Raw genomic sequence first — 13,721 nt, 5'->3', positions numbered from 1 at the left:
GCGGGCGCCCGGCTGGGGGGACGATGGAGACGATCTTCGGCGAGGGGACATTCGTCGGTCGGGTGTGGCGCGAGGATGTCGGCGGTCCCGCGCTGGTCGCGCTGCGCGAGGGCGCGGTCGTCGACATCACTTCGCGGCAGGCGCCGACCATGCGAGATCTTCTCGAACTCGACGATCCGGTCGGCCATGCCCGAAGCGCGCCGGGCGAAACGCTCGGGAGCGTGGCCGATCTCGTCGAAACCGGCCGCAGCGGGCCGTTGCGGCTGCTCGCGCCGTGCGACCTTCAGGCGATCAAGGCATGCGGGGTGACCTTCGCCGGCTCGATGGTCGAGCGCGTGATCGAGGAGCGCGCCGCCGGCGATCCGCACCGCGCCCAGGCGATCCGGGAACGCATCGGCGCGGCGATCGGAGCCAGCCTGCGCGATCTGGTGCCCGGCTCGGCGGAGGCGGCCAGGGTCAAGGCGGCGCTGATCGAGGAGGGGCTGTGGAGCCAGTATCTGGAGGTCGGCATCGGGCCGGATGCGGAAGTGTTCACCAAGGCCCAGCCGATGTCGGCGGTCGGCCATGGCGCCGAGGTCGGCCTGCACCCGATCTCGCAATGGAACAATCCCGAGCCGGAAGTGGTGCTGGCCGTCGATGGCGGCGGGCGCATCAAGGGTGCGACGCTGGGCAATGACGTCAATCTGCGCGATGTCGAGGGTCGCTCGGCGCTGCTGCTCGGCAAGGCCAAGGACAACAACGCCGCCTGCGCGATCGGCCCGTTCATCCGCCTGTTCGACGACAGCTACGGCCTTGACGAGGTGCGCCGCGCTAAGCTCGACCTTACGGTGACGGGCACGGACGGATTCGTGCTCAACGGGCACAGCTCGATGGCCGAGATCAGCCGCGATCCGGCCGATCTGGTGGCCCAGACCTGCGGTGCCCATCACCAGTATCCGGACGGGTTCATGCTGTTCCTGGGCACGCTGTTCGCACCGACCGAGGACCGCGACCAGCCCGGCGAAGGCTTCACCCACAAGCTCGGCGACGTGGTAACGATTTCCAATGCCGAGCTGGGCGCGCTCGTCAACACGGTACGGCTTTCGACGCAATGCGCGCCCTGGACGTTCGGCACGGCCGCCCTGATGCGCAATCTGGCGGGCCGCGCCATGCTGTAGCCCGGGAATGCGGGGAGGACAGGGCATGGACACGGTGGAACTTGCGGCGGGCGAAGCGCGGCTGAGCGTGGTGCCTTCAATGGGCGCGGGGATCGCCGATCTTTCGCTGACCGGGGCCGATGGCCGGTCGCGGCCGGTGCTGCGGCCGTGGTCCGGGCGCATCGAGGACGGCCCGTTCGCGCTGGCCTGCAATCTGCTGGTGCCGTTCTCCAACCGCATCGAGGGCGGCTTTTCCTTCGGCGGCGCTCGCCATGACCTGGAGCCCAATTTGGCGGGCGAGCCGTTCGCGATCCATGGCGACGGGTTTCAGCGGCGCTGGGCGGTGGCGGAGCGGTCGAGGACCGCGACGACGCTGGTGCTCGAAGACGGCGCGTTCGGACCGCTGCGCTATCGCGCCGAGATCACCTATGCGCTGTCGGCGGATGCGTTGCTTGCGACGCTCACCATGACCAGTGCTGCCGAAGCGCCGCTGCCCTTCGGGCTCGGATTTCATCCCTGGTTTCCCCGGTCGGCCGGAACGCGGCTGCTGTTCGAGGCCGACGAGGTCTGGCTCGAGGACGATCGGCACCTGCCGACCGAAAAGGTCCCGGTCAATGAGCGCGGCGACTGGGCGTTTTCGGCCGGGGCGGCGCTGCCCGACGGGCTCATCAACAACGCATTCGCGGGCTGGCGCGGGCCGGCGCATGTCACGCAGGCGTCCGAGGCGGTACCATGCACCGTCACCGCCTCGGACAATCTGGACGTTGCGATCGTCTATTCACCCGGCGCGGAGGCGGACTTCTTCTGTTTCGAGCCGGTCAGCCATCCCGTCGATGCGCACAACATGGACGGGCTGCCCGGCCTTGCCGTCCTGGCGCCGGGCGAGGACCTGTCAGGCTGGATGAAGATCGCCTGGGGCTGATCAGCCCTTGCGGGTCGCAAACATCGGTCCGCCGCGCCAGCGCGGAAAACCGTAGCCATTGACCATGACGACATCGATCGCATCGGGCGATGCGGCGATGCCCTCGGCGAGCACCGCGTCGGCCTCGGCGCGCAGCGCACCCAACAGGCGGTCGATGATCTGCTCATGCGAGAAGGAGCGGCGTTCGATGCCCTTGCGGCGCGAGGCGTCGACAATGATCGCCTCGACCTCGGGGTCGGGCCGGCCGGTGCGCGAGGTGCCGTCATGAAGATACCAGCCCTTGCCGGTCTTCTGGCCGAAGCGGCCCGCCTCGCACAGCGTGTCGGCGATGTCGACATAGCGCTCGTTCGGGTCGCGGGTCGCCGCGCGGCGCTTGCGCATCGCCCAGGCGATGTCGAGGCCGGCCATGTCCTGCATGGCGTAGATGCCCATGGCGAAGCCGTAATCGGTCATCGCCGCGTCCACCTCATGGGGCAGCGCGCCCTCCTCGAGCAGATAGCCGGCCTCGCGCCGGTAGGCGGACATGATGCGGTTGCCGATGAAGCCGTCGCACACGCCCGCCGGCACGCAGATCTTGCGCAGCCGCTTGCCGAAGGCGAAGCCGGTTGCCAGCACGTCGTCGGCGACCTTGGGCGGATGGACGACCTCAAGCAGCTTCATCACATGGGCGGGCGAGAAGAAGTGCAGGCCCAGGACCCGCCCCGGATCGGCCACGACTTCGGCCATCGCGCCGACATCGAGATAGGAGGTGTTGGTCGCCAGCACCGCGTCGGGCCGCGTCGCCCGGTCGAGCCGTTCAAAGACCTCGGTCTTGACAGCCATGTCCTCGAACACCGCCTCGATGACCAGATCGGCGCTGGCCAGCGCGTCGTAATCGGTGGCGCCGGCGAGCGAGGCGTCGATCGCCGCGCGGCGCGCGGTGTCGATCAGCCCGCGCCGCTCGGCGCCATCGAGCAGCTTGCCGACGCGCTCGCGGCCCGCTTCAAGCGCGGCGTCGTCGCGCTCGATCAGCGTGACCGGCAGACCGGCGAGCAGCGTCGCGGCGGCGATGCCGGCGCCCATCGTGCCGCCGCCGACGATGCCGACATGGTCGACCTTGCGGGGTTCGACGCCCTTGAGCCGATCCATCCTGGCAACCGAGCGCTCGGCGAAGAAGATGTGGCGCAGCGCCGCCGATTGCGGATCGTCCTTGAGCTTGAGAAAGCGGGCGCGCTCGGCCTCCAGCGCGGCGTCGGGCGCCATGTCGATCGCATCGCGCAGCGCATTTGCCGCCTCGCGCGGCGCGTTCTGCCCGCGGGTCTTCTTGGTTGCGTCGTTGACGGCAATCTGCCAGCTATGGACGTCGGGCACGATGACGGGCTCGCGCGACAGCAGCGCGAGCGGGCGCTCCCTTCCGTCGATCTGCAGCGCCAGGTCGCGTGCCGCCTGCAGCAGGTCGCCCTCGGCGACATCGTCGATCAGCCCGATATCGAGCGCCTTCCGGGTGCCGACCGGCTTGCCCGAGGTGATCATCATCAGCGCTTCGAGCACGGGCACCAGACGCGGCAGGCGCACCGTGCCGCCGGCGCCGGGAATGAGGCCGAGATTGACCTCGGGCATGCCGAACTTGGCCCGCGGCGTCGCAATGCGGTAGGCGCAGCCCAGCGCCAGTTCGAGCCCGCCGCCGAGCGCATTGCCGTCGATGGCGGCGATGAAGGGCACGGGCGTCTTCTCGAGCGCACGCACCACTTCGGGCAGGAGCGGAGCGCGCGGCGGCTGACCGAACTCGCGCACATCGGCGCCGGCGACGAAGCTGTCGCCGGCGCCGATCAGCACGGCGGCACGGGCACCGGCTTCCTCGGCCGTGCGGACCGCCTCGAGCAGTCCGGCGCGCACCGCATGCGAGGCGGCATTGACGGGCGGGTTGTCGATGGTCACGATCGCGATCCGGTCCTCGATCGCAACGCGGACGGCCGCCTCATGCGCGTCGGGGGAAGCGGTCTTGGAAGTGCTGGTCATGGGAAGGTCCGTTCAATGGCTTGCCTTGGTGTCCGGATAAGCGGGTGCCCGCGCTATTTCAACCGAGAAAATTTCATGCTTGAAATAGTTTCGCGGTCTGCGTAACCTCGTCCCGGCGAGTGGACAGAACCTATGCGGAGGTACACAACAGCCATGCGGATCGCGTGTCTTGGCGGAGGACCGGCAGGTCTTTATTTCGCAATCTCCATGAAGCTGCGTCGGCCCGATGACGAGGTCGTCGTCATCGAGCGCAACCGGCCCGACGACACCTTCGGCTGGGGCGTGGTGCTGTCGGACGAAACGCTCGACAACCTTGCGGCCAACGATGCGCGGAGCGCCGAGGCGATCCGTGCCCAATTCGCCTATTGGGACGATATCGCCGTGCATTACCGCGGCCAGAAGATCGTGTCGACCGGCCATGGCTTCTGCGGCATCGGGCGCAAGCAATTGCTGCTCGTCCTGCAGGAGCGGGCGCGCGAACTGGGCGTCGATCTGCGATTTCAGACCGAGGTGGAAAGCGCGGCGAGCTATGCCGAAAAATACGATCTGGTGGTCGCCGCCGACGGGCTCAACTCGAAGACGCGCGCCGAGTTCGCCGACCATTTCAAGCCCGACATCGACATGCGGGCGTGCAAGTTCGTCTGGCTGGGCACGCATCAGAAGTTCGACGATGCCTTCACCTTCATCTTCGAGCACACCGACAAGGGCTGGGTGTGGGCGCATGCCTACCAGTTCGACGACGACACCGCGACCTTCATCGTCGAGACGGACGAGGAGACCTGGCAAGCCTACGGTTTCGGCGAGCTTTCGCAGCAGGAATCGATCGAGGTCTGCGAGGACATCTTCAAGGACCATCTGGGCGGTCACGCGCTGATGACCAATGCGCGGCACATTCGCGGCTCGGCCTGGCTGAATTTCCCGCGCGTTCTTTGCCAGAACTGGAGCCACGAAAACATCGTGCTGATGGGCGATGCGGCGGCGACGGCGCATTTTTCGATCGGCTCGGGTTCGAAACTCGCCATGGAATCGGCGATCGCGCTGGCCGACTACCTGATCAACGAACCGACCATGCAGGCCGCCTTCGCCAAATACGAGGACGAGCGGCGGCTCGAGGTTCTGCGGCTGCAATCGGCGGCGCGCAATTCGCTGGAATGGTTCGAGGAGGTGCACCGCTATCTCGATCTCGATCCGGTGCAGTTCAACTATTCGCTGCTGACGCGTTCGCAGCGCATCTCGCACGAAAATCTGCGCCTGCGCGATCCCGAATGGCTGCGCTCGGCGGAAAAATGGTTCCAGGAGCAGGCGGGCGTTGGTGCCAATGCGCCGGTGCGCGCGCCGATGTTCGCCCCATTCGCGCTGCGCGACATGGCGCTGAAGAACCGTGTCGTCGTCTCGCCCATGGCCCAGTACAAGGCCGTCGAGGGCTGCCCGACCGACTGGCATTTCGTCCATTACGCCGAGCGGGCCAAGGGCGGTGCGGGGCTTGTCTATACCGAGATGACCTGCGTTTCGCCCGAAGGGCGCATCACGCCGGGCTGCCCGGGGCTTTATGCGCCCGAGCACGAAGCGGCGTGGAAGCGGCTGGTCGATTTCGTGCATGCCGAGACCCAGGCCAAGATCTGCTGCCAGATCGGCCATTCGGGCCGCAAGGGCTCGACCCAGCTCGGCTGGGAACAGATGGACGCGCCGCTCAAGGACGGCAACTGGCAGACCATGTCGGCCTCGGCGATCGCCTGGTCGCCGAACAATCCGGCGCCGCGCGCCATGGACCGCGACGACATGGACCGGGTGCGCGAGGAGTTCGTTGCGGCCACGCAGATGGCCGCGCGGGCCGGCTTCGACATGATCGAGTTGCACGCCGCCCATGGCTATCTGATCTCCTCGTTCATCTCGCCGCTCTCCAATGTGCGCACGGACGAATATGGCGGCAGCCTCGAAAACCGGATGCGCTATCCGCTGGAAGTGTTCGGCGCCATGCGCGCGGCCTGGCCGGAGCACAAGCCGATGTCGGTGCGCATCTCGGCGAGCGACTGGGTCGGCGAGGACGGTGTGACCCCCGATGAGGCGGTCGCGATCGCGGCCATGTTCGAAAAGGCCGGCGCCGACATCATCGACGTTTCGGCCGGCCAGACCTCGACCGAGGCGAGGCCGGTCTATGGCCGCATGTTCCAGACCCCGTTCTCGGACCGCATCCGCAACGAGGCCAATATCAGGACCATGGCCGTCGGCAACATCTACGAGCCCGACCATGTCAACTCGATCCTGATGGCGGGACGGGCGGACCTGGTCTGCCTGGCGCGGCCGCATCTGGCCGATCCGTACTGGACGCTGCATGCGGGCGCCGAGATCGGCGACCGCCACGAGGACTGGCCGCTGCCCTATCTGGCCGGCCGCGACCAGCTGTGGCGGCTGGCCGACCGGCAGGCGGAAACGGCGGGCCGGGTATGAGCGATCTCGCCGGCCGTCACGCGGTGGTCACCGGCGGCGGCACGGGCGTCGGCGCGGCCATCGCCCGCACCTTCGCCGATGCCGGCGCGCAGGTGACCATCATGGCGCGGCGCGAGGAGCCGCTCGCCGCGCTCGCCCATGCCCATTCGCGCATCGACTACCGCACCTGCGACGTCACCGAAGAAGACGCGGTCAAGGCGGCGTTCGCCGCCGCGCGCGCCGATCACGGCCCGGTCGGGATCGTCATCGCCAATGCGGGCGAAGCGGTGTCCAAGCCGTTCGCGGCGATGGAGGCGATCGATCTGGATGTCATGCTGGCGGTCAACGTCACCGGCGTGTTCAACGCCTTCAAGGCGGCGCTGTCGGAGATGAAGCAGGCCCAATGGGGCCGGATGATCGCCATCGCCTCGACGGCGGGGCTGAAGGGCTATCCCTATGTGAGCGGCTATTGCGCGGCCAAGCACGGCGTGATCGGGCTCGTGCGCGCGCTCGCCGTCGAACTGGGGCGCACCGGCATCACGGCCAATGCGATCTGTCCGGGCTTCGTGGAGACGCCGATGCTCGAGCGCTCGGTCGCCAATATCGTCGAAAAGACCGGCATGTCGGCGGACGAAGCCCGCAAGACGCTCAAGGCCGGCAATCCGCAGGGCCGGTTCATCCAGCCCGACGAGGTGGCCGAGGCGGCGCTGTGGCTGGCCGGCGACCGGGCGGCGTCGGTCAACGGCCATGCGCTGTCTGTTGCGGGGGGCGAGGTATGACGGGCGAGGTTCTCGAACGCAAGCAGGAGGCGCATTCGCGCGCGCGGTTGCGGCTGTGGCTGCGGCTTCTGAAGGTCAGCCGCAAGATCGAGGGGCAGTTGCGCGAGCGGCTGCGCACCGATTTCGCGACCACGCTGCCGCGTTTCGACGTCATGGCCGCGCTGAACCGGCATGCCGAAGGGCTGAAGATGAGCCAGCTTTCGGGCGTGCTGCGCGTCTCCAACGGCAATGTGACGGGGATTGTCGACCGGCTGGTCGAGGAAGGGCTGGTCGTGCGCGTGCCGGTCAAGGGCGACCGCCGCGCCTTTCTGGTGCAGCTCACCGAGCGCGGCAAGGCGCATTTCGCCCGCCAGGCCGAGGCGCATGCGGGCTGGATCGACGAATTGCTGGGCGACTTTCCCGCCGAGGAGGCCGACGGGCTCGCCCATCGCTTCGACGCGCTCGCCCAATTGCTCGACGGTCTGGAGACACGCCGATGACGGACGGCCCGCAACACTTCCTGTGCGCGATCGAGGACGGCATCGCCACCGTCCGGCTCGACCGGCCCGAGCGCAAGAATCCGCTGACCTTCGACAGCTATGGCGAACTGCGCGACTGGTTCCGCGCGCTAGCCGTCGACGATGCGATCAAGGCGGTGGTCTTCGCGCCCAATGGTGGCAATTTCTCCTCGGGCGGCGATGTGCACGACATCATCGGCCCGCTCACCAAGATGTCGATGAAGCAGATGCTGGCCTTCACGCGCATGACCGGCGATCTGGTCAAGGCGATGGTCGGATCCGGCAAGCCGATCGTTGCAGCGGTCGATGGCGTGTGCGTCGGCGCGGGCGCGATCATCGCCATGGCGTCCGATCTGAGGATCGCAACGCCGCAGGCCAGGACCGCCTTCCTGTTCACGCGCGTCGGCCTTGCCGGCTGCGACATGGGCGCCTGCGCCATGCTGCCGCGCATCGTCGGGCAGGGCCGGGCGGCGGAACTGCTGTATACCGGCCGGACGATGAGCGCCGAAGAAGGCGAACGCTGGGGCTTTTACAACCGTCTTGTCGATGCCGATGCGCTCGAAGAGGATGCCCTGGCGCTTGCACGGCGCATCGCCGAGGGGCCAAACTTCGCCCACATGATGACCAAGACCATGCTCGCGCAGGAATGGTCGATGGGGATCGAGCAGGCGATCGAGGCCGAGGCGCAGGCCCAGGCGATCTGCATGCAGACAAGGGACTTCGTGCGCGCCTACGAGGCGTTCGTCGCAAAGGAAAAACCGGTGTTCGAGGGCGATTGATGGCCGACCGCAGCTTTCTCGACTGGCCGTTTTTCGAAAGCCGCCACAAAGGCTTGGCCGAAGCGCTTGAAAACTGGAGTCGGGAGGCGCTGGCCGGTATCGACCACGGCGACATCGATGCCGCCTGCCGGGCGATCGTGCGCGCGCTGGGCACGGGCGGCTGGCTCGCCCACAGCGCCGTCGACCCGGCCGATCCGGACGCCAGGCTCGATGTGCGTACGCTGTGCCTGATCCGCGAGACGCTGGCGCGCCATGACGGGCTTGCCGATTTCGCCTTCGCCATGCAGGGCCTTGGCACGGGCGCGATCTCGCTTTTCGGCACCGGGGCACAGAAGGCGCAATGGTTGCCAAGGGTCCGCGCCGGAGAGGCGATCGCCGCCTTTGCGCTGACCGAGCCGCAATCGGGCTCCGATGTCGCCAACTCGACCATGACGGCGCGGCAAGATGGCGACCATTTCGTGCTCGATGGCGAAAAGACCTGGATTTCCAATGGCGGCATCGCCGACGTCTACACCGTCTTTGCGCGCACCGGCGAAGCGCCCGGCGCCAAGGGCCTTTCGGCCTTCATCGTGCCGGCGGACCTGCCGGGCTTCGCGGTGGTCGAACGGCTCGACACGATCGCCCCGCATCCGCTCGCGACCTTGCGGTTTTCGGGTTGCCGCGTGCCGCAATCGGCGCTGATCGGCGAACGCGGGGCCGGCTTCAAGATCGCCATGAGCGTGCTCGACGTCTTCCGCTCGACGGTCGCCGCCGCCGCGCTCGGCTTTGCGCGCCGGGCGCTCGACGAGGCGCTGGCCCGTGTCCGCGACCGGCATGTGCAAGGGGCGCCGCTGATCGAATTGCAGATGGTGCAGGGCCATATCGCCGACATGGCGCTCGATATCGATGCCAGTGCGCTTCTCGTCTATCGGGCCGCCTGGGCCAAGGACAAGGGTGCGCCGCGCGTCACCCGCGAGGCGGCGATGGCGAAGCTGTTTTCGACCGAGCAGGCCCAGCAGGTGATCGACCGGGCCGTGCAGCTTCACGGCGGCGAGGGCGTGCGCTCGGGCACGGCGGTCGAAACGCTCTATCGCGAAATCCGGGCGCTGCGCATCTACGAGGGCGCTTCGGACGTCCAGCGCGTCATCATCGCGCGCCAGACGATGGGAGCATTCGATGGCTGACCCGTTCGATCCGGCCCAAGACGGCGCCCAGATGGCTTTCGACGGGCGCATGTCCTATTCGGACTACCTTGCCCTGGACAAGGTGCTCGGCGCGCAGCGGCCGATCTCGAACGCGCCTGACGAGATGCTCTTCATCATCCAGCACCAGACGTCCGAACTGTGGATGAAGCTGCTGCTGCAGGAGCTGGGCGGCGCGCGCAAAGCGATCGGCGAGGACCGCTTGCCCGAGGCGTTCAAGCTGCTGGCGCGCGTCAGCCGCATTCTCGAACAGCTCAACGGCGCCTGGGACGTGCTGCGCACCATGACGCCGTCGGACTATACGCGGTTCCGCGATTCGCTCGGCCAGAGCTCGGGATTTCAGTCCGTGCAGTATCGGCTGATCGAGTTCACGCTGGGCAACCGGAACCTGGCCATGCTGCGCCCGCACGCCCACCGGCCGGACTATCTGCAGATGCTCGAGGACGAACTCGACACGCCCAGCCTCTACCAGGTCGTCCTGCGTCACGCCGCGAAGAAGGGGATGGACGTTCCGCAGGCGCTGATCGCCGCGCCGGGCAAGCGCCCGCACGAGGCCGACCCGCAGGTGACGGCCATGTGGGCGGCGGTCTATCGCGACACGACGACATATTGGCCGCTTTACGAACTGGCCGAGAAGCTGGTCGACCTTGAAGACTATTTCCGCCGCTGGCGGTTCAATCATGTTACCACCGTCGAACGGGTGATCGGGCTCAAGCGCGGCACCGGCGGAACCGGCGGGGTCACCTATCTGCGGCGCATGCTGGAGGTGGAACTGTTTCCCGAACTGTGGCGCGTGCGCACCGATCTGTGAGCGTTGGGAGGCGATCATGGCAATCACATTGGGTCCTTCGGCACATGTCGACACCTTCGCGCGGGACAACCTGCCGCCCGCCGATGAGTGGCCGGTCTTCCTTCTGGACGGGTTCGACTATCCCGAAAGGCTGAACGCGGGCGTCGAACTCACGGACGCCATGGTCGAGAAGGGCTTTGGCGACCGCACCGCACTGATCGGCAACGGGCGGCGGCGCACCTACAAGGAACTGTCCGACTGGACCAACCGGCTGGCCCATGCACTGGTCGACGATCTGGGCGTCAAGCCGGGCAACCGGGTGCTCATCCGCTCGGCCAACAATCCGGCCATGGTCGCCTGCTGGCTGGCGGCCACCAAGGCCGGCGCGGTGGTGGTCAACACCATGCCGATGCTGCGCACGGGCGAATTGACCAAGATCGTCGCCAAGGGCGAGATCACCCATGCCCTGTGCGACACGCGGCTGATGGACGAGATCGTCGCCTGCGCCAAGCAGAGCCCGTTCCTGGAAACCGTGGTGGGGTTCGACGGCACGTCCAACCACGACGCCGAACTCGACCGGCTGGCGCTCGAAAAGCCGGTGCGGTTCGACGCGGTTCCGACCGGCGCCGACGATGTCGCGCTTCTGGGCTTCACTTCGGGGACGACCGGAGCGCCCAAGGCGACCGCCCATTTCCATCGCGACATCCTGATCATCGCCGACGGCTATGCCAAGGAAGTGCTCGGCGTCACCGAGCGCGACGTCTTCGTCGGCTCGCCGCCGCTCGCCTTCACCTTCGGGCTCGGCGGGCTGGCCGTGTTTCCGCTGCGTTTCGGAGCGGCGGCGACGCTGCTCGAACAGGCCTCGCCGCCGAAGATGATCGAGATCATCGAGAAATACAAAGCCACGGTCTGCTTCACCGCGCCAACCGCCTATCGCGCCATGCTGGCGGCGATGGAGCAGGGGGCCGACCTGTCCTCGCTGCGCGCGGCGGTCTCGGCGGGCGAGACCTTGCCGGCGCCGGTCTATGAGGAATGGATGGCGAAGACCGGCAAGCCGCTACTGGACGGGATCGGCGCCACCGAGATGCTGCACATCTTCATCTCCAACCGGTTCGACGATCACAGGCCGGGCTGCACCGGCCGGCCGGTGACCGGATATGAGGCCAAGATCGTCAGCGAGGACGGGGCCGACGCCCGCGATGGCGAAGTCGGCCGGCTGGCCGTGCGTGGGCCGACCGGCTGCCGCTATCTGTCCGACGAGCGCCAGCGCGACTATGTCCAGAACGGCTGGAACCTGACCGGCGACTCCTTCTGGCGCGATGCGGACGGCTACTTTCACTTTGCCGCGCGCAGCGACGACATCATCGTTTCGGCCGGCTACAACATCGCCGGGCCCGAGGTCGAGGCGGCGCTGCTATCGCATGAGAACGTGGCCGAATGCGCGGTGGTCGGGGTGCCCGACGAGGCGCGCGGGCATATCGTGGAAGCCCATGTCGTGCTCAGGCGCGGCGCGGTGGCGAGCCCGGAAATGGCCAAGCTGCTCCAGAACCACGTCAAGGCGGAGATCGCGCCCTACAAGTACCCGCGCTCGATCAAGTTCGTCACCGAACTGCCCAAGACCCAGACCGGCAAGATCCAGCGGTTCCGCCTGAAGCAGGAAACAACGGTTTGACGGCTGTCCCGGACCGGGCCAAAACCGTCGACACGCCTTTCGTCAGGAGCCTTCAGACATGAACTGCGTCTTCGTCCAGATCCGCTGCCGGCCGGGCACCACCTACAAGGTGGCCGAGGAGATCGCGTTGCGCGAGATCCATTCCGAACTGTATTCGACCAGCGGCGATTTCGAGCTCCTGATGAAGCTGTACATTCCCAAGGACGCCGATGTCGGCAAGTTCATCAACGACCACGTGCATGACATCGACGGCATCGAGCGGACGCTCACGACCCTGACGTTCAAGGCATTCTGACACCCTTTCAACCTCATCGACGGGAGGATCAAAGATGAGAACCAGGACCATGATAGTGGCGGCCTCGGCGGCGGCGCTGATGGCAACGAGCGCGATGGCGCAGGACGGCGACGTGAAGGTCGGCATGATCACCACGCTTTCGGGCGGCGGTGCCGGCCTTGGCATCGATGTGCGCGACGGCTTCATGCTCGCCGTCAAGCAGTCGGGCAACGAGAACATCGAGGTCGTCATCGAGGACGACCAGCGCAAGCCGGAGATCGCCGTCCAGCTTGCCGACAAGATGATCCAGGCCGAGGACGTCGATGTCCTGACCGGCATCATCTGGTCGAACCTGGCCATGGCGGTGGTGCCGAGCACGGTCAATCAGGGCGTCATCTATCTGTCGCCCAATGCCGGCCCGAGCCAGCTTGCCGGGCAGGGCTGCCACGAGAACTATTTCAACGTCGCCTGGCAGAACGACAATCTGCACGAGGCGGCCGGCGCCTATGCCAATGATGCGGGCTTCACCAATTCGTTCATCATGGCGCCGAACTATCCGGCCGGCCAGGACGCGCTGACCGGCTACAAGCGCTTTTACGAGGGCGAACTGGCCGACGAGGTGTTCACCACGCTCGGCCAGACCGACTATGCCGCCGAGATCGCGCAGATCCGCGCCTCGGGCGCCGACAGCGTCTATTTCTTCCTGCCCGGCGGCATGGGAATCTCGTTCCTCAAGCAGTACGCCGATTCCGGCGTCGACATTCCGGTGATCGGGCCCGCCTTCTCCTTCGACCAGGGCATCCTGCAGGCCGTGGGCGATGCGGCGCTGGGCGTGAAGAACACCTCTCAATGGTCCAAGGATCTCGACAACGAGGCCAACCGGGCCTTCGTTGCGAGCTTTCAGGCCGAATATGACCGGTTGCCCTCGCTCTATGCCAGCCAGGGCTTCGACACCGCCAACCTGCTGCTGAGCGCCATGGAAAAGGCCGATATCTCGGACATGGACGCCTTCCGCGCGGCGCTGCGCGAGGCGGACTTCGCCTCCACGCGCGGCGACTTCGCCTTCGGCGCCAACAACCATCCGATCCAGGACATCTATGTTCGCGAGGTGGTCATGGAAGGCGACGTGCTGACCAACAGGATCATCGGCACGGCGCTGGAGGACCACCAGGACGCCTATGTCGACCAGTGCGACATGTAATCGCCGGACACGCCTGGTCGGGGCCGCGCCGCGCCGGCGCGGCCCCTGACCCGCCCTTCCACCCC

The 13,721-nt window shown here is 67.1% G+C and carries 12 protein-coding genes; 11 read left to right on the top strand and 1 reads right to left on the bottom strand.

Annotated features, from left to right (window positions below; genetic code table 11):
* Window positions 1–23 precede the first annotated feature (23 nt).
* Window positions 24–1,157 (top strand): fumarylacetoacetate hydrolase family protein, encoded by a 1,134-nt coding sequence (locus tag RBB34_RS16555; protein ID WP_306120353.1) that lies wholly within the window; start codon window positions 24–26, stop codon window positions 1,155–1,157.
* A 25-nt stretch (window positions 1,158–1,182) separates the two neighbouring features.
* Window positions 1,183–2,058 (top strand): aldose 1-epimerase, encoded by an 876-nt coding sequence (locus tag RBB34_RS16550; protein ID WP_306120352.1) that lies wholly within the window; start codon window positions 1,183–1,185, stop codon window positions 2,056–2,058.
* Here RBB34_RS16550 and RBB34_RS16545 read toward each other — a convergent pair whose 3' ends face one another.
* A complete protein-coding gene (locus tag RBB34_RS16545) occupies window positions 2,059–4,056 on the bottom strand; it encodes a 3-hydroxyacyl-CoA dehydrogenase NAD-binding domain-containing protein (RefSeq protein ID WP_306120351.1) in 1,998 nt (665 codons plus the stop codon). It abuts the gene before it with no gap.
* Between the two features lie 153 nt (window positions 4,057–4,209).
* On the opposite strand from RBB34_RS16545, the gene RBB34_RS16540 reads away from it, so the two are divergent.
* From RBB34_RS16540 to RBB34_RS16500, 9 genes are read left to right on the top strand one after another with little or no spacing between them, the layout of a single operon-like run.
* Window positions 4,210–6,504 carry a bifunctional salicylyl-CoA 5-hydroxylase/oxidoreductase gene (locus tag RBB34_RS16540; protein WP_306120350.1) on the top strand — a complete coding sequence of 765 codons (2,295 nt, stop codon included), beginning with the start codon at window positions 4,210–4,212 and terminating at the stop codon, window positions 6,502–6,504.
* A complete protein-coding gene (locus RBB34_RS16535; protein WP_306120349.1) occupies window positions 6,501–7,262 on the top strand; it encodes an SDR family oxidoreductase in 762 nt (253 codons plus the stop codon). Before RBB34_RS16540 ends, RBB34_RS16535 begins: the two co-directional genes overlap by 4 nt.
* On the top strand, window positions 7,259–7,741 hold the full coding sequence (locus RBB34_RS16530) for a MarR family transcriptional regulator (protein ID WP_306120348.1): 483 nt from the start codon (window positions 7,259–7,261) through the stop codon (window positions 7,739–7,741). The genes RBB34_RS16535 and RBB34_RS16530 overlap by 4 nt, the downstream gene beginning before the upstream one ends.
* Window positions 7,738–8,538, top strand: a complete 801-nt coding sequence (locus tag RBB34_RS16525; RefSeq protein WP_306120347.1) for an enoyl-CoA hydratase family protein — start codon at window positions 7,738–7,740, stop codon at window positions 8,536–8,538. Before RBB34_RS16530 ends, RBB34_RS16525 begins: the two co-directional genes overlap by 4 nt.
* A complete protein-coding gene (locus RBB34_RS16520) occupies window positions 8,538–9,701 on the top strand; it encodes an acyl-CoA dehydrogenase family protein (protein WP_306120346.1) in 1,164 nt (387 codons plus the stop codon). The genes RBB34_RS16525 and RBB34_RS16520 overlap by 1 nt, the downstream gene beginning before the upstream one ends.
* Window positions 9,694–10,530 carry a tryptophan 2,3-dioxygenase gene (gene kynA / locus RBB34_RS16515; protein WP_306120345.1) on the top strand — a complete coding sequence of 279 codons (837 nt, stop codon included), beginning with the start codon at window positions 9,694–9,696 and terminating at the stop codon, window positions 10,528–10,530. Before RBB34_RS16520 ends, kynA begins: the two co-directional genes overlap by 8 nt.
* 16 nt (window positions 10,531–10,546) lie before the next feature.
* Entirely contained in the window at window positions 10,547–12,181 is a 1,635-nt protein-coding gene (locus tag RBB34_RS16510) for a benzoate-CoA ligase family protein (protein WP_306120344.1), read from the top strand.
* Window positions 12,182–12,239: 58 nt separating this feature from the next.
* Window positions 12,240–12,476: an Lrp/AsnC ligand binding domain-containing protein gene (locus RBB34_RS16505; RefSeq protein ID WP_306120343.1), complete on the top strand. Its 237-nt coding sequence runs from the start codon at window positions 12,240–12,242 to the stop codon at window positions 12,474–12,476.
* Window positions 12,477–12,510: 34 nt separating this feature from the next.
* On the top strand, window positions 12,511–13,656 hold the full coding sequence (locus RBB34_RS16500) for an ABC transporter substrate-binding protein (RefSeq protein ID WP_306120342.1): 1,146 nt from the start codon (window positions 12,511–12,513) through the stop codon (window positions 13,654–13,656).
* Window positions 13,657–13,721: the final 65 nt, after the last annotated feature.

This window comes from Roseitalea sp. MMSF_3546 (assembly GCF_030732865.1).
Lineage (GTDB): Bacteria > Pseudomonadota > Alphaproteobacteria > Rhizobiales > Rhizobiaceae > Roseitalea.
This window is presented reverse-complemented; position numbering and strand designations above follow the sequence as displayed.